Genomic DNA, 15,032 nt, shown 5'->3' on the forward strand with positions numbered 1-15,032 from the left:
GCACCGGAAGCACACCGTGCCCCCAGTTGCCCGAGCGGCCTGGGGGCACGGTGGTGTCCGGGCGCCGAACTCCCGCCGGGAACCGGCCTTTTTGCCGCACGAGGGATTGACCTCCTTGCTGACGCGCAGTCTCATAAGGGATGTCCTCACGTGTGACCACCGGTAACCTGCGAGGTGCCCACCACCATGACGTCCACCGCAGAGAGCGGCACCGCCCTCCTCCACGACGCACTCGGCCGGCTCAAGGACCGGGAGCAGGTGGCCGAGCGCCTCCTCGACGCCTCCCGCAAGCACTCCTTCGACCCGGACCGGGAACTCGACTGGGACGCCCCCTTCGAGGAGGGCAAGTGGTTCTGGCCGCCCGAACTGGTGTCGCTGTACGACACCCCGCTGTGGCGCCGCATGACGGAGGAGCAGCGTCTGGCCCTGGCCCGCCACGAGGCCGCTTCGCTGGCCTCGCTCGGCATCTGGTTCGAGGTCATCCTCATACAACTGCTGGTCCGGCACCTCTACGACAAGCCCCTGACCAGCGCCCACGCACGCTACGCACTCACCGAGATCGCCGACGAGTGCCGGCACTCGATGATGTTCGCCCGCCTCATCACCAAGAGCGGCGTTCCCGCGTATCCCGTCAGCCGGCTGCACCACAACCTGGCACGGCTGCTGAAGACGATCTCGACCACACCCGGTTCCTTCACCGCCACGCTGCTCGGCGAGGAGATCCTCGACTGGATGCAGCGGCTCACCTTCCCGGACGACCGCGTCCAGCCACTGGTGCGCGGCGTCACCCGGATCCACGTCGTGGAGGAGGCGCGCCACGTGCGCTACGCCCGCGAGGAACTGCGCCGCCAGATGGTCCGCTGCCCGCGCTGGGAGGCGGAACTCACCCGCGTCACCTCGGGCGAGGCCGCCCGCATCTTCTCCGTCTCCTTCGTGAACCCGCAGGTGTACACCGATGTCGGCCTCGACCGCCGGGAGGCCGTGGAGCAGGTGAAGGCGAGCCCGCACCGGCGGGAGGTCATGCAGACGGGCGCCCGGCGGCTCACCGACTTCCTCGACGAGATCGGAGTGCTCCGCGGCGTCGGCCGCCGGCTGTGGCGCAGTTCCGGCCTGCTCGCCTGAACGGCCGACTCCCCCACCGCCCGGGCGCTCCGGCGGTGCCGTGCCGCCGTGCCGCCCGGCCCCGCCGCGCCCCGGCGGCGAGCGGCTACGCTCGAGCCCATGACCGCACCGGCGTACCGCAGACTGACCGTCGAGCAGCGCCGCAGCCAGCTGATCGCCACCGCGCTCGGCCTCTTCGCCCATCGCATGCCCGAGGACGTGTCGCTCGACGACGTCGCCGCCGCGGCCGGGGTGTCGAGGCCCCTTGTGTACCGCTACTTCCCCGGCGGGAAGCAGCAGCTGTACGAAGCGGCGCTCCGCTCCGCCGCCGACCGGTTGGAGCAGTGCTTCGACGAACCCGCCGCCGGTCCGCTCTCCGCACGGCTCGACCGGGCGCTCTCCCGCTACCTGACCTTCGTCGACGAGTTCGACACCGGCTTCAAGGCACTGCTGCAGGGTGGCAGCGTCGTGGAGACCGGCAGCACCTCGGCGATCGTCGACGAGGTACGCCGGACCGCCGCCGAGGAGATCCTGCGCCACCTGGCCGTCCCCGAGCCCGGCCCGCGGCTCCGGCTGATGGTGCGCACCTGGATCACCGCGGTCGAGGGAGCCTCCCTGATCTGGCTGGACGCGGGGAAGCAGCCGCCGGTGGCCGAGCTCCGCTCCTGGCTGGTGGACCACCTGGTGGCATTGCTGGTGACGACCGCGGCGAGCGACCCGCAGACCGCCGGGGCGGCCCGCCGGGCCCTGCGGAGCGAGGGCCCCGACGGGCAGGTGGCGGCCCTCGTGCGTCGGGCGCTGCCCGTGGTGGCGGACACCGGACACCTGCTGGCACCCCCGGCGGACCGGGGCACGCCCGGCGAGGACGGGCCCGGGGACGCCTGACCTCCCGGCGAACGGCGGCGCTACGCTGGCGGCATGTCGAGTCACCTCTCCTGGCAGGCCGAGGAGGCCACGGTCGGTGAGCTCGCCGAGCGTGCCGGAGTCGCCGCGTCCGCCCTGCGCTACTACGAGCGCGAAGGCCTCATCCGCAGCAGGCGCACCGCCGGCAACCAGCGCCGCTACGGCCGCGACACTCTGCGCCGCGTCGCATTCATCCGTGCCGCGCAGCGCCTCGGCATGCCGCTGGCAGCCGTGCGGGACGCACTCGGCATGCTGCCGGAGGGACGCACCCCCACCCGGGAGGACTGGGCACGCGTCTCCGCGTGCTGGCGCGAGGACCTGGACGCGCGCATCCGGCTGATGCAGCAGCTGCGCGATCACCTCACCGGCTGCATCGGCTGCGGCTGCCTGTCCCTCGACGTCTGCGCGCTCGCCAACCCGCAGGACCGCCTCGGCGAGGAGGGGCCCGGGGCCCGCCGTCTGGCCCTGCCCGCCGCCGGGCCGGGAGAGGAGTGAGCATCGGATGCGCAGCGAGAACACACGGTTCGAGGGCGGCCCGCTGGACGGGCGGGTGCTCCCCGTGCTCGTGGGGGTGACGGGGCGGCCGCCGAAGACCTACGAGGTGCCGGTGCCCGATGCGGACGGGGGGAACCGGACCGTGCACGTCTACCGGCTGGAGCCGGCAGCGCTGACGCCGCGTCTGCGCCTGCCGCGCGCCTGGAAGTACGTCCACGAACCCGATGCCCGGCCCGGCGCAGGGCGCCCCGCATGGCCCTGGCGGAGCCGGAGCCGCTGAGGACGGCGCCCGCCGAGGCACCCGCCGACTGGTCCCGGCGCCGCGACGGTGCCGAGATGCGAAGAATTGACGCAGGTCTGCCCGGAGCCGCTGTCGACCGCTCCCCCGCGGTCTAGGGTGCGCAACGTGATCGCAGGCATGGCCCGGCTCGGCAACGCCGACCCCCCTCAGCTCGGCCCGTACCGTCTGCTCGGCAAACTGGGCACCGGCTCCGCAGGCACCGTGTACCTCGGCAGGGGCGCACCGCACCGCGGTGCGCGCAAGGAGCGGGCAGCCGTCCGCGCTCTCCGCCCGGAACTGCTGCGCGACCGGCAGCAGCGGGCGCTGGTGCGCCAGACCACCGAGGCGCTGTACCGCGGACCGCACAGCAGCCCCTATGTGGCGGCGGCGCAGGGCTGCGAACTCGACGGGGAGACCCCCTGGGTGGCGTACGACTTCGTTCCCGGCCCGGATCTCGGCAGCCTCGTCGGACGCCACGGGCCGCTTCCCGAGGACGCGGTGCGGGCCCTCGGCGGCGCCCTGTGCCGCGCGCTGGAGGTGCTGCACAGCAGCGGGGTGGCGCACGGCGGGCTCACGCCGGGCAACGTCCTCCTCGCCGCCGACCGGCCCCGGGTGGTCGATCCGGGGATGGGGACGGCCGTCACCGATCTGTCCGACGGCGCGTCGCCGCGTCCCGCGGACGACGTCTTCGTACTCGGCGTGCTCCTCGCCTACGCCTCCTCCGGCCGGGTGCCCTTCAGCGTGCCGCTGGCCCGGGCCTGCACACAGGCACCCGATCTGAGCGACGTGCCCGAGGGTCTGCATCCCGCCCTGCTGGCCTGCCTCCAGGCACGGGAGGACGTCAGGCCGGCGCCCGGCCCGCTGGCACGCGCGCTCGATCTGGCGGCCGAGGCGGAACTCCCGGTCCGGACGTGGCTCCCGCAACCGTGGGCGCGGGAGGTGTCGGACGCCGCAGCGGCGGCGGAGAACCTCGGCAGGCGCCGGCTGTTCCGGCGCTGACAACGGCACGGGCGCGGTACGGGCGCGGTACGGGCCCGTACCGCTCGGCCCCGGCACGGGATCGCGCCCCGGGACACCAACAGGTGACACCGACGGGCATTGGGACCAGCCCGGCGCGCGCGACGGACTGACGCCTGGTCACCATGCTTCCTGACCACGGAGGTGAGGGACCATGACCCGACCGACCGCACTCCGGCCGCACCGACGCGCCTGGCCGGTGGGCGCGGTGGCGGTGGCCACCGCCGGAGCGCTGCTGCTGTCGGCGGCTCCGCCCGCCCTGCCCGCGACAACGGCATCCGCGGCGGCGCCGCAGCATGCCGCCGCGGCCGACCGCCCGGTGAGCGAGCTGCTGGCCGCGTTGCAGAAGCTGTACCGGGAGGCGGAGTCGGCCTCCCGTGCGTACCGCTCCACCGCTCGTACGCTCCGGGCCCAGCAGAAGCGCACCGCCGAACTGGAGAGGCGACGCGACCGGGTCCGGCTGCGGCTGACCGCCGAGCAGCAGGAGGCCGGCCGGTTCGCACGCGCCCGGTACCGGTTCGGGGCGGTGGAGCTGTCGCCGACGGTGCGGGTGCTGCTGGCGGACGATCCGGTGCAGGCCCTGCACCACGAGCACACGCTGCGCCGGGAGGCGGCCCGCCGTCAGGCGGCGGTGCGCCGGCTGGCCGGCACGGAGCGGCACCGCGGCGCCGTCGCCGCCGAAGCGCGGAAGGCGCTGCAGCGGGAACAGCGCCTCGCCGACCGGAAGAAGCAGCAGCACGGAGTGGCCCTGGGCCGGCTGCGCCGGGTGGAGCGGCTGCTCGCCTCCCTCACACCCGATCAGCTGGTCGCCCTGCGGCGGCTGGAGCAGCAGCGCGCGGGCGGCGGGCCGCCCCTCTCGGGGCCCGCCGCCCGCGCGCGGACGCTCGGTGCCGGGGGCGTCAGCCCGCGGTGACCTCGGCCAGGTAGGCCTCGGCCTTGGCCGGGTCGAAGAACCAGTTCTCGAAGTCCGACGGGTCGTTGAAGCCGTTGGCGAAGCGGTCGGCGATCGGCTGGGCCTGTCCGGCGGCCCCGATCAGGTTGAGGACGTGCTCCGGCGGCGGGGCCAGCATCGCGTTGGTCCACTTGGTGACGTACTGGGCCGTCTCCCAGTAGCGGTCGAAAGCGCTCTGCATCCAGTCCTCGTCGAACGGCTTGTCGCCGTGCTCGAGGATCGCCGAGAGGTAGGCCGCCGCGCACTTCGACGCGGAGTTCGACCCCTGCCCGGTGATCGGGTCGTTGGCGACCACGACGTCCGCGACGCCGAGGACCGCGCCACCGCCGGGGAGCCGGCCGATCGGCTTGCGGACGGTCGGCGCGTAGCGTCCCGCGAGGGTGCCGCCGGCGTCGGTCAGTTCGACGTTCGTCGCCCGCGCGTACTCCCACGGCGTGAAGCGCTCCATCAGCTCCAGCGTCTTCGCGAGGTGCTCGTTGGGGTCCTTGATGCCCTGGAAGGCGTCGAGCGGCCCGCCGGGGATGCCCTCCCAGAAGAGGATGTCGCAGCGGCCCGACGTGGTGAGGCCGGGGATCACGAAGAGTTCACCCACTCCCGGGACCAGGTTGCAGCGGACGCCCTCCGTCTCCGGGTGCTCGGGACGCGGACCGAGCCCGTTGACGTACGAGACGGCCAGCGCGCGCTGCGGAGCGTCGTACGGGGACCTCTCCGCGTCGCGGGCGAACATGGAGACCAGTTCGCCCTTGCCCGCGGCGACCAGCACGAGGTCGTAGCGCTGGGCGAAGAAGTCGAGGTCGGAGACCGCGGCACCGTGGATGACGAGTTGGCCGCCGCGCTGCGCGAACGTCTCCATCCAGCCGGCCATCTTCACTCTCTGGTCCACGGACTGGGCGTAGCCGTCCTTCAGGCGCCCGAACCAGTCGATGGCGCGGGAGCCGTCGGGTCCCGCGACGGAGACCCCGAGTCCCTCGACCCGCGGTGTCTGGCTCTCCCAGAAGTTGGCCTCGATGTCCCGCTCGTGCTGCAGCGCGGTGTGGAACATGCACTGGGTGGACATGACGCGGCCGCCGCGAATCTCGTCGGCGGTCCTGTTGGACATCACGGTGACCTCGTAGCCCTGGCCCTGGAGGCCGAGGGCGAGCTGGAGGCCTGCCTGGCCGGCGCCGACGATGAGTATCTTCCGCATGACGGATTCTCCCTGAGTGGTACTGGGTGCGACGTGGTGTGGGGGGCGTCCGGTCAGGTCGGTGTCAGCTCCAGCGCGTGGCCGACGAGTGACAGCAGAGTCTCCTGCACGGTGTCCCGCTTCCGGGCATCCATGATCACAACAGGGACCGACCCGGACACCGTCAGGGCCTCCCGGACGTCGGCCTCGGAGTAGGAGTTCGTGCCCTCGAAGTGGTTCACCGCGACGACATAGGGCAGGCCGCAGCTCTCGAAGTAGTCGAGGGCGGGGAAGCAGTCCTCCAGCCTGCGGGTGTCGGCCATCACCACGGCGCCGATGGCGCCCCGCACCAGGTCGTCCCACATGAACCAGAAGCGCTTCTGCCCGGGGGTGCCGAAGAGGTACAGCACCAGGTCCGCGTCGAGCGTGATGCGGCCGAAGTCCATGGCCACGGTGGTGGTGGCCTTGTCCGGCGTGGAGTCGAGATCGTCGACGTCCTCGCTGGCCTGCGTCATCACCGCCTCGGTCTGCAGCGGTTCGATCTCGGATATCGCCCCCACGAACGTCGTCTTCCCGACGCCGAATCCGCCCGCGACGACGATCTTCGTGGAGATCGGGGCTCGCGTGAGGTCGGTCTCCCAGCCGTGGCGGGAAGCCTCGTGTTCAGAGCTTGCGAAGTCCACCCAGCACCCTTTCCAGCAGAGCCCGGTTGGGCCGGTCGGCACCATGTCCGGTGCCGTGCACACGGATCCGTCCCTGGTCGGCGAGGTCGCTCAGCAGTACGCGCACCACGCCCAGCGGCATCTTGAGCAACGCGGAGATCTCCGCGACGGTGCGCATCCGCCGGCACATCTCGACGATCGCCTGCATCTCGGGCATCACCCGGTCCCGCAGTCCGCCCGAGACCAGCTCGGGGCGCTCCGGCGGTGCCTCGATCGCCGCGACGAAGGTCTCGACGAGCAGCACGTGACCGTAGCGGGTCCGGCCACCGGTCAACGCATAGGGGCGCACCCGCGCCGGCGCCCGTTTCGGCAACGAGGGGTGGGAGGTCACTTCTCCATCTCCAGCTCCATCGATTTACGCAGCTCCGTCCGGATCTCGGGGGTCAGAACATGTCCTGCACGTCCGACGAACAGGGCCATGTGGTAGGCCACCACGCTCATGTCGGAGTCCGGAGCGGCATGCACGCCGAGCAGCGAGCCGTCGCTGATGGACATCACGAAGAGCGAGCCCTCGTCCATCGCCACCATGGTCTGCTTCACGCCGCCGGCGTCCATGAGTTTCGACGCGCCCACCGTGAGCGAGCCGAGACCGGAGACGATCGTGGCGAGATCGGCGCCCGCGCCGCGGGGGCCCTTGCCGTTGCTCTCCGAGGACTCCCGCTCGCGCTCGGGGACTTCGGTGTCCGAGGTGAGCAGCAGCAACCCGTCGGACGAGACGACGGCGACGGACTGCACTCCGGGAACCTCGTCCACGAGGTTCGACAGGAGCCAGCGCAGGTTCTGCGCCGCGCGGCTGACGTGCATGTCGTTGCTGGGGGCGTTCACTGCTGTGCCTCCTCGTCCGTGCCACCTGCACCGGCGGCCTTCTGCGTCGCGACCTCCGCGGCGGCGTCGCGATGACCGTCCCGCGCCCCCCGCTGGAATCCGCCGAGCCGGCGGCGCAACTCGTCGGCGTTCGCGCCGCCGCTGGTGTGCGGACGGGGCGGCCCGTCGGTTGCGACGTGCTTGGGGGTGCGCTTGGGCAGCCCCTTGTCGGTGATTCCCGGCGCGGCGGTGTGCGCATCGTCGCGCACGGCGTGGGTGCTCTCGGCGGTGTCCTCCGCCCGGGCGTGCTGTTCCGGCACCGGGGCCTCCGGGGCTCCCGGGGCCGCCTCGGACCAGGCGGCGTCGCCCGTGCCGTGGACGGCCTCGTCCGCCCGGTGCTCCCGGGCGGTCGCCTCGGCGGCCGCGATCAGTGGATCGCCGCCTTCCTCGAACGACTCCGGCACGTGGGGAGCCGGGTCCTGCCCGCCGCCTGCCCCGGAGCCGGCGTCGGCGGTCCCTGCGCCCGGCACGCGGACCGGGAGCGCGGGGGCGCTTTCGGACGTCTGCGTGCCCGAACTTCCGGCGTCCTGGGGCCGGTGCGACGGGAGGGCGTTGGAGTTGGCTTCGGCCACCGAACCGGGCAGGTACTGCCCGGTTCCACCGGTCTCGGGGGCGGTTCCGGCGGCTCCGGGCACCGGGCGGTCGGGCAGCAGGGTGCGCGGAAGCACGACCACGGCCGCGATTCCGCCCGCCTTCTGCTCTCTGAGCTGGACGCGCAGGCCGTGGCGTGCCGCGAGCCGCGCGACGACGTACAACCCGTTGCCCAGCCCGTCCCCGGAGTCCGTGTGGGTTCCGGGCGCGTCCTGCGCCTCGGGAACCCCGAGTCGCGCGTTGAGTGCGGTGAGGCGGTCGGAGGGCACGCCGATGCCGCTGTCCTGGACGGAGAGCATGATCTCGCCGTTCTCCAGCATCCAGGCGGAGAGCGTGACGTCGGCGTCCGGGGCGGAGAACGCCGTCGCGTTGTCGAGGAGTTCGGCGACCAGGTGGCTGACGTCGTCGGCCGCGAAGCCGGAGACCTGGGCGTGCGGGGGCAGCGAGGACAGCTGGACGCGCTCGTAGCGCTCGATCTCGCTGAGGGCGGCGCGCAGCACGTCCAGGAGCGGTACCGGGGTCTGGTGGTGGCCGCCGGAGTGCTCGGCGCCGGCGAGCAGCAGCAGGTTCTCGCTGGCGCGCCGCATGCGCGTGGCGAGGTGGTCCAGTTTGAAGAGGGATGCCAGCTCCTCGGGGTCGGACTCCTCCGCCTCCAGCGCCTCCAGCAGGCCCAGTTGGCGTTCGACCAGACCCAGCGTGCGCAGGCCGAGGTGCACGAAGGTTCCGTGCGTGGCGCCGTGCGCGGCCTCCAGCCGGCAGCGGAGCTCCTCGCATTCCTCCCGGAGCTGCCGGCGCTCCGCGGCGATCTCGTCCCGGGAGGCCGTCAGGCGGGCGTTGTCCTCCTCCACCTCCGCGAGACGGGTGTGCAGGCGGGCCGAGGTCTCGCGGAGCTCGTTGAGGGAGGCGACGACCTCGGCGAACTCGTCGTTGCGGCCGGTGAAGCGGACCGGCGCCTCCTCGCTCGGCCTGACGGACGACGCCAGGCGACGCGAGCCGCGCTTGAGCACCGACAGCGGCCGCGACAGCGACCTGGCGGTGTGCACGCTGACCCCTGCGGCGAGCAGCAGGCAGAGCCCGACGAGTGCGATCCGCAGCTCCAGCGCGGTGACCCGGTCGTCCCGCCGGCTCTCCAGACGGTCCACCTCGGCAGCGGCCAGCGAGGACTGCACGCTGCGCATGCGGTCGATGCGGGCGGAGAGTGCGGAGACGACCCGTTCCCGGTTCGTCGACCGGTCCTCGGTCCCCATGACGCCGTCGGTTGTGAGGGCTTCGACGTACTTCTCGGCGAGGCCGACGTCGGTGCCCGTGACGGTCTTGTCGTAGGTCTCGCCCGCACCGGCTCCGGCCGTCTGCTCGAAGTCCGCCAGGGCGGCCTGTTCACGGACCCGCGCGAGCCGGGCGGCCTCGGTCAGCCTGCGCTGCGGTCCGTCGGCGGTGAGGGCGCCGCGCAGGAACCCCCGGGTGGCCGAGGCCTGTTCGACGGCGCGCCCCAGGTGGGGTATGGCCTCGGTGGTCGCGACCGCCGAGGGGGCTTCCGCCTCGTCCTCGCCGGGAAGTCCGCGGGCGACGCTGCGGGAGACGTCGTGCAGCTGCCCGATGACGGCGCTGTACGCCTGGAAGGCGCCGTAGGGCGTGCTGTTGCGCGACAGTGCCTCCTGGCGGGTCGCGGGAAGCGCTTCCAGCGCCTGCCGCAACGGGGGCGTCACGGCGTCGGAGGCGAGGACGTCGGTGACCTGCCGGTCGACCCGGGCACGTTGCGCGTCGCCGGCGGGGGTGGCGCCGGCTTCCTCCTCGTCCCGGCGGCCGTCCGCCACGAACGCGACCATGTCGTCGCGTTCGTCGGAGAGCGAATGGGCCAGGGCGATGGCGCGCTGGTGCAGCGTGGCGCGCTCGACGGCCTGCTGGCTTCCGTTCAACGCGTCGGAGGAGTCCACGACGCCGGGCGCCCCGGCCGTCAGTACGGCCACGGAGCACAGGGCGACGGAGACCAGCAGTCGGTTGCGCACGCGCGTCCGGCGCAGCGGCTGCGCCGACGGGTCGGTCTCGGATTCGCCAGGTTTCCGCAGTCGCTTCGTCCGCACCCGTGCTCGCAATCTCGATCCCGCCTGGCCCGGCGACGGCCGGGAGGCGACAGGCCTGGTCGTGGCGGCACAGGGCGGGCCGCGCACCGTTCACGGCGTACGACCCTCGCAGTGCCTTTCACGGGTGGAGGTGGATCCCCCGCCGCGCCACCTGAAGGAGTGAACATCAGTCCCCGGTCGCAGACAACTCCCGTGGCGCCGGGTGCCGGTCCGCGCTCGTGGGCGGGGGTGGAAATCCTCGCCCGGGGCTGGCAATATGCCACGCCGCCGCAGGCACGGAACGGCAGATTCCGGAGATTCCCGACCACGGACGGACGGGCCGTCACACGATCTCCACAGCGGAGGCGTTCGGTGTTCGCCCCGACGGCCTGACCCGGGGACTGCGGCAGACTGGCGGCATGCGCGCCGAGACAGCCACCGAGCCGGGGACCGCGGGAAGACCGAACGAGGACCACGCCTCCCTGAGCGTTCCCGCCTCCGGCAGCGGGGGCGCGCTGGTCGTACTCGACGGCGTCACACCCCCCGCGGGGGACGACGGATGCGTGCACGGTGTGCCCTGGTTCGTCACACACCTCGGCGGATCGATGCTCGAACTGTCCGCTTCGCACCGGGACATGACGCTCCCCGAGTGCCTGTCCTCGGCCCTCGCGCGTACCGGGAGCGCGCACGCCGAAACCTGTGACCTTTCTCACCCGCGGACTCCCCAGGCGACCGTCGCCGCGGCGCGCTGGGACGACACCGTCGTGGAGTACCTGGTCCTGTCGGACTCGGTACTGCTCCTGCAAGCCGCGGACGGCGGCGTGCGCGCCGTCCGGGACACCCGGCTCGACCAACTCCCGCCGGAGGTGACGGCCCTGAGGGAGCGGGCACGCGCCCTACCCCGCGGCTCCGCGGCGCGCGCCCGGGCCGCCGCGGACCACGCCCTGGCGGTGGAGGCACTGCGCAACGCACCGGACGGCGCCGGGTTCCACACCGCGGCCGCGGACCCCGCCGTGGCCGCCCTCGCCGTGGCCGGCACCGCGCCGCGGGAGGACGTGCGGGCACTTCTGGCACTGACCGACGGAGCTTCGCGCTGGACGGACACCTTCGCGCTCGGCGACTGGAGCGAACTGCTGGCCCTCGCCCGCGCCGAGAGTCCCTCCGGCCTCCTCGCCCAGGTGCGGGCGGCGGAACGCGCCGACCCCGACGGCACGGCCTTCCCGCGGGGCAAGCGGCACGACGACGCCACGGCGGTGCTCGTCGAGCCCGGCCCGTAGTCCGCGCTACGACAGGGTGTTGAACCGGTGCAGCAGCCGGGCCAGTTCGGCGATCTCGCCGGGGCTCCAGGCGGCCAGCCGGCGTGCGTACTCGGCGCGCCGCGCCTCCCGCACCCGGCTGAAGCGCTCCCGGCCGTCCCGGGTGAGCCGCACCAGGGAGGCGCGGCCATCCTCCGGGTCGGGCTCGCGGTGGACGAGCCGCAGCGCCTCCAGGGCACGGAGCTGCCGGCTCATGGTGCCCTTGCCGACTCCGAAGTAGGCGGCGAGGGCTGTCGCGCGCTGCGGGCCCGCGCTCTCCAGCCGCAGGAGCAGTCCGTAGGCCGCGGGCTCGAGATCCGGATGCACCTCGCGCGCCATCTCTCCCGAGGCGGCTCGGGCGCGACGGAAGAAGACGGCCAACTCCCTTTCGAGTTCCAGATATTCGGGGGCGAAGTCCTCCACCTCGCCGTGGGGCTCGTGCACGTCGCGGCCTCTTCTTCGGTTCCCTCGCGGTGAAAGTTTTCCGCCGACGATCCACATCGTTCCAGCTCGGCCAGTATTCCTCAGGACTGGACCAACGGCGACGTGCGTCGCACCTTCCCGGCGCGCCGCTCGGGCGCGAAACTTCGGTCGGGGCGGCCCCTCCACCGGGCGGGAGGGGCCGCCCCTTCGCCGCCCGCCGCCCACCTCCCCGGCGAACCGCAGCCGTCCGCGAGGATGGAGGCATGGTCGGCACACCGAACACCCACGAGGAACCCGTCGTCCTGGACCGCCGGGACGGGCCGCACGGCGAGGTGGCGCTGCGGCGCCACGGCGCGCTGCTCCAGATCGTCGCCAACGGCTGCTTCCTGATGGACACCTCGGACGGGCGGTCGGAACGTCTGCTGGTCCGGGCGGCACTGTCCGCGCTCGACGGGCGCCGGGCCCCCTCCCTCCTGCTCGGCGGCCTCGGCGTCGGTTTCTCCCTCGACGAGGCGGCGGCCGAACCGCGCTGGGGTGCGGTGACGGTGGTGGAGCGCGAAGCGGCGATCATCGATTGGCACACGGCCTCCGGCGGACCGCTGGGACCGCTGTCCGCCCGGGCGCGGGCGGACAGCCGGACACGTCTCGTCCACGCCGATCTGCTGGAACACCTGCACGCTGCCGAGGAGCGCTACGACGCGCTGTGCCTGGACATCGACAACGGCCCGGACTGGACCGTCTCGGAGGGGAACTCGTCCCTCTACTCCCCCGCCGGCCTCGCGGCCTGCCGGGAACGGCTGACCCCGGGCGGAGTTCTCGCGGTGTGGTCGGCCGGCCCGTCCCCGGAATTCGAAGAGGCGCTGCGGAATGCCGGTTTCACGGCGGTTCGCACCGATGAGGTGCCTGTCGCCCGAGGCGTCCCCGACGTGGTGCACCTCGCGTCCGGGCCCTCGTAGCCGCATCCGCCGAACGGCCCGTACGCTGCTGTCGAGCAACAGACACACAAGCCACGGGGCTAGGCACTGGGCGGGCCGAATGGACCAGAAGAACACTCCACAGACTCACGGCGGCAGCACCCCGACGACTCCCGGTGCGCAGCGCCGCATCCTGGTCGTCGAGGACGACCCGACGATCGTCGACGCGATCGCCATGCGGCTCCGCGCCGAGGGGTTCCAGGTGCAGACCGCGAGCGACGGCCCGGCCGCCGTCGACACGGCGGAGGCATGGCAGCCGGATCTGCTGATCCTCGACGTGATGCTGCCGGGCTTCGACGGTCTGGAGGTCTGCCGGAGAGTCCAGGCCCAGCGCCCCGTGCCGGTCATGATGCTGACCGCGCGCGACGACGAGACGGACATGCTCGTCGGCCTCGGGGTCGGTGCGGACGACTACATGACCAAACCGTTCTCGATGCGCGAGCTTGCGGCCCGGGTGCACGTGCTGCTGCGGCGCGTGGAGCGGGCCACGATCGCCGCGCACACACCCCGCAGCGGCACACTGCGACTGGGCGAGCTGGAACTCGACCACGCGCAGCGGCGCGTGCGGGTCTCCGGCGAGGACGTGCACCTGACGCCCACCGAGTTCGACCTGCTGGTGTGCCTGGCCCACTCGCCGCGCGCCGTGCTCTCCCGGGAGCAGCTGCTCGCGGAGGTGTGGGACTGGGCCGACGCTTCCGGCACGCGCACCGTGGACAGTCACATCAAGGCGCTGCGCCGGAAGATCGGGGCCGAGCGGATCCGTACGGTCCACGGCGTCGGGTACGCCCTGGAGACACCCGCTCCCAGCGCTCCGGCTGCCGACGGCTCCTGACGTGGCCGGAAGGCTGCGCACCTCGGTGGCCGGAGCCTGGTCGCGACTGTGGGCCCAGGCGTGGGAGGGGCTCCGGCCCATCGACCCGTACCGCTCGGTCAAGGCCGCACTCGGCGCGTTGGTGATCGTCTCGGTGGCGATCACCACGCTGCTGGTGGTGTTCGCCATCAACTCGGCCACCGAGCTGCGGGTGATCACCATCCTCTCGATCATCGTCTCGCTGTTCATCACGCAGTTCGTGGCCCAGTCGCTGACGCGACCGCTGGACGAGATGACCCGGGCGGCACGCGCCATGGCGCGCGGCGACTACTCGCGGCGGGTTCCCGGACGGCGGCGGGACGAGTTCGGGGAGCTCGCGGAGACGTTCAACCGGATGGCCTCCGACCTGGAGGCGGTGGACCAGCATCGCAAGGAGCTGGTGGCGAACGTGTCGCACGAGCTGCGCACCCCGATCGCGGCGCTGCGCGCGGTGCTGGAGAACGTCGTCGACGGCGTGTCGGACGCCGACCCGGAGACCATGCGCACGGCCCTGGCGCAGACGCAGCGCCTGGGCCGGCTGGTCGACCAGCTCCTGGACCTCTCGCGACTGGACAGCGGTGCCGTGCCGCTGCACGCCCGCCGCTTCGAGGTGTGGCCCTACATGGCCGGGGTGCTCAAGGAAGCGAACATGAGCAAGCGCCAGGGCCATGCCCGGGCGGACGTCCACCTGCACCTGGACGTGTCCCCTCCGGAGCTGACGGCGTACGCCGACGCCGAGCGGCTGCACCAGGTGGTCGCCAACCTGATCGACAACGCCGTCAAGCACAGTCCGCCGCTCGGGCGCGTCACCGTACGGGCGCGGAGCGGCGAGCGGCCGGAGAGCCTCGAGATCGAGGTGCAGGACGAGGGCCCGGGCATCCCGGAGGAGCAGAAGCTTCACGTCTTCGAGCGGTTCAACCGGGCCAAGGAGTCGGGTTCCGGAGTGCACGGCGGTGGCACGGACGGCGGTACCGGGCTCGGGCTGGCCATCGCCCGCTGGGCGGTCGATCTGCACGGTGGATGGATCAGGGTGGCCGAATCCTCACGCGGATGCCGCATTCGCGTCACTCTTCCGGGGCCACGTCCGGCATCGGATTGACGGTACCGGCGGCGCGGCATTCTTCCCCGGGGACATCCGGCGGAGTCGGCGGCGACTCGCTCGCCCCGTTTCCCGAGGCTCCCCGAAGCCCGCTCTCCCTCGGTACATTGCAGGTCACCGAGGGTGTGACCACCTCCGGCGGGCTGTGCCGCGGGCCTGTCGCCTTGCTACGGTCGCAGATCTGCGCGCACCGTGACGCCCGAGTGAGGCCCACGGTTCCTTCGTCGACCCAGAACCTGGT

General features: G+C 72.9%; 16 protein-coding genes. 10 read left to right on the top strand and 6 right to left on the bottom strand.

Annotated elements, in window-relative coordinates:
- The first annotated feature begins 186 nt into the window (after positions 1-186).
- The 6 genes from ACL06G_RS07050 to ACL06G_RS07075 all read left to right on the top strand — a co-directional run bounded on the left by ACL06G_RS07050 (position 187) and on the right by ACL06G_RS07075 (position 4,709).
- Entirely contained in the window at positions 187-1,122 is a 936-nt protein-coding gene (locus ACL06G_RS07050) for an AurF N-oxygenase family protein (protein WP_412784426.1), read from the top strand.
- A gap of 99 nt (positions 1,123-1,221) precedes the next feature.
- On the top strand, positions 1,222-1,986 hold the full coding sequence (locus ACL06G_RS07055) for a TetR/AcrR family transcriptional regulator (protein ID WP_412835589.1): 765 nt from the start codon (positions 1,222-1,224) through the stop codon (positions 1,984-1,986).
- A 33-nt stretch (positions 1,987-2,019) separates the two neighbouring features.
- A complete protein-coding gene (soxR, locus tag ACL06G_RS07060; RefSeq protein WP_412835590.1) occupies positions 2,020-2,499 on the top strand; it encodes a redox-sensitive transcriptional activator SoxR in 480 nt (159 codons plus the stop codon).
- A 7-nt stretch (positions 2,500-2,506) separates the two neighbouring features.
- Positions 2,507-2,779, top strand: a complete 273-nt coding sequence (locus tag ACL06G_RS07065) for a DUF8847 domain-containing protein (protein ID WP_412835591.1) — start codon at positions 2,507-2,509, stop codon at positions 2,777-2,779.
- A 126-nt stretch (positions 2,780-2,905) separates the two neighbouring features.
- Positions 2,906-3,778 (top strand): protein kinase domain-containing protein, encoded by an 873-nt coding sequence (locus tag ACL06G_RS07070; protein WP_412784430.1) that lies wholly within the window; start codon positions 2,906-2,908, stop codon positions 3,776-3,778.
- Between the two features lie 172 nt (positions 3,779-3,950).
- On the top strand, positions 3,951-4,709 hold the full coding sequence (locus ACL06G_RS07075) for a hypothetical protein (protein WP_412835592.1): 759 nt from the start codon (positions 3,951-3,953) through the stop codon (positions 4,707-4,709).
- Here ACL06G_RS07075 and ACL06G_RS07080 read toward each other — a convergent pair.
- Genes ACL06G_RS07080 through ACL06G_RS07100 form a run of 5 tightly spaced genes read right to left on the bottom strand, consistent with a single transcriptional unit; the run spans position 4,696 to position 10,171 of the window.
- Positions 4,696-5,934, bottom strand: a complete 1,239-nt coding sequence (locus ACL06G_RS07080) for a styrene monooxygenase/indole monooxygenase family protein (RefSeq protein WP_412784432.1) — start codon at positions 5,932-5,934, stop codon at positions 4,696-4,698. The genes ACL06G_RS07075 and ACL06G_RS07080 overlap by 14 nt on opposite strands.
- A 53-nt stretch (positions 5,935-5,987) precedes the next feature.
- Positions 5,988-6,641 (bottom strand): GTP-binding protein, encoded by a 654-nt coding sequence (locus tag ACL06G_RS07085; protein WP_412835648.1) that lies wholly within the window; start codon positions 6,639-6,641, stop codon positions 5,988-5,990.
- The gene (locus ACL06G_RS07090; protein WP_412784434.1) at positions 6,577-6,966 is read right to left on the bottom strand and encodes a DUF742 domain-containing protein; all 390 of its coding nucleotides are present in this window, start codon (positions 6,964-6,966) and stop codon (positions 6,577-6,579) included. The genes ACL06G_RS07085 and ACL06G_RS07090 overlap by 65 nt, the downstream gene beginning before the upstream one ends.
- The gene (locus ACL06G_RS07095) at positions 6,963-7,460 is read right to left on the bottom strand and encodes a roadblock/LC7 domain-containing protein (RefSeq protein ID WP_412784435.1); all 498 of its coding nucleotides are present in this window, start codon (positions 7,458-7,460) and stop codon (positions 6,963-6,965) included. The genes ACL06G_RS07090 and ACL06G_RS07095 overlap by 4 nt, the downstream gene beginning before the upstream one ends.
- On the bottom strand, positions 7,457-10,171 hold the full coding sequence (locus ACL06G_RS07100) for a sensor histidine kinase (RefSeq protein ID WP_412835593.1): 2,715 nt from the start codon (positions 10,169-10,171) through the stop codon (positions 7,457-7,459). Before ACL06G_RS07100 ends, ACL06G_RS07095 begins: the two co-directional genes overlap by 4 nt.
- 398 nt (positions 10,172-10,569) lie before the next feature.
- On the opposite strand from ACL06G_RS07100, the gene ACL06G_RS07105 reads away from it, so the two are divergent.
- The gene (locus tag ACL06G_RS07105; protein ID WP_412784437.1) at positions 10,570-11,427 is read left to right on the top strand and encodes a protein phosphatase 2C domain-containing protein; all 858 of its coding nucleotides are present in this window, start codon (positions 10,570-10,572) and stop codon (positions 11,425-11,427) included.
- A 6-nt stretch (positions 11,428-11,433) separates the two neighbouring features.
- On the opposite strand, the gene ACL06G_RS07110 is transcribed toward ACL06G_RS07105, so the two are convergent.
- Positions 11,434-11,946 (bottom strand): MarR family winged helix-turn-helix transcriptional regulator, encoded by a 513-nt coding sequence (locus ACL06G_RS07110; RefSeq protein ID WP_412835594.1) that lies wholly within the window; start codon positions 11,944-11,946, stop codon positions 11,434-11,436.
- Positions 11,947-12,131: 185 nt separating this feature from the next.
- Here ACL06G_RS07110 and ACL06G_RS07115 point away from each other — a divergent pair, with 185 nt between their 5' ends.
- From ACL06G_RS07115 to ACL06G_RS07125, 3 genes are all read left to right on the top strand, one after another.
- The gene (locus ACL06G_RS07115) at positions 12,132-12,824 is read left to right on the top strand and encodes a spermidine synthase (RefSeq protein WP_412784439.1); all 693 of its coding nucleotides are present in this window, start codon (positions 12,132-12,134) and stop codon (positions 12,822-12,824) included.
- A gap of 79 nt (positions 12,825-12,903) precedes the next feature.
- Positions 12,904-13,674, top strand: coding sequence for a response regulator transcription factor (locus ACL06G_RS07120; RefSeq protein ID WP_412784440.1), 771 nt, complete (start codon positions 12,904-12,906; stop codon positions 13,672-13,674).
- 1 nt (position 13,675) lies between these two features.
- Positions 13,676-14,791 carry a HAMP domain-containing sensor histidine kinase gene (locus ACL06G_RS07125; protein ID WP_412784441.1) on the top strand — a complete coding sequence of 372 codons (1,116 nt, stop codon included), beginning with the start codon at positions 13,676-13,678 and terminating at the stop codon, positions 14,789-14,791.
- Positions 14,792-15,032 lie beyond the last annotated feature (241 nt).

The sequence above is a fragment of the Streptomyces callyspongiae genome (genome assembly GCF_047200695.1).
Classification (GTDB): Bacteria; Actinomycetota; Actinomycetes; order Streptomycetales; family Streptomycetaceae; genus Streptomyces.

Excerpts from the sequence above, each read along its gene's own strand:
- ACL06G_RS07050 (WP_412784426.1), top strand. The coding sequence starts at position 187 with ATGACGTCCACCGCAGAGAGCGGCACCGCCCTCCTCCACGACGCACTC.
- ACL06G_RS07055 (WP_412835589.1), top strand. The coding sequence starts at position 1,222 with ATGACCGCACCGGCGTACCGCAGACTGACCGTCGAGCAGCGCCGCAGC.
- soxR (WP_412835590.1), top strand. The coding sequence starts at position 2,020 with ATGTCGAGTCACCTCTCCTGGCAGGCCGAGGAGGCCACGGTCGGTGAG.
- ACL06G_RS07065 (WP_412835591.1), top strand. The coding sequence starts at position 2,507 with ATGCGCAGCGAGAACACACGGTTCGAGGGCGGCCCGCTGGACGGGCGG.
- ACL06G_RS07075 (WP_412835592.1), top strand. The coding sequence starts at position 3,951 with ATGACCCGACCGACCGCACTCCGGCCGCACCGACGCGCCTGGCCGGTG.
- ACL06G_RS07080 (WP_412784432.1), bottom strand. The coding sequence starts at position 5,934 with ATGCGGAAGATACTCATCGTCGGCGCCGGCCAGGCAGGCCTCCAGCTC.
- ACL06G_RS07085 (WP_412835648.1), bottom strand. The coding sequence starts at position 6,641 with ATGGTGCCGACCGGCCCAACCGGGCTCTGCTGGAAAGGGTGCTGGGTG.
- ACL06G_RS07105 (WP_412784437.1), top strand. The coding sequence starts at position 10,570 with ATGCGCGCCGAGACAGCCACCGAGCCGGGGACCGCGGGAAGACCGAAC.
- ACL06G_RS07110 (WP_412835594.1), bottom strand. The coding sequence starts at position 11,946 with ATGTGGATCGTCGGCGGAAAACTTTCACCGCGAGGGAACCGAAGAAGA.
- ACL06G_RS07115 (WP_412784439.1), top strand. The coding sequence starts at position 12,132 with ATGGTCGGCACACCGAACACCCACGAGGAACCCGTCGTCCTGGACCGC.
- ACL06G_RS07120 (WP_412784440.1), top strand. The coding sequence starts at position 12,904 with ATGGACCAGAAGAACACTCCACAGACTCACGGCGGCAGCACCCCGACG.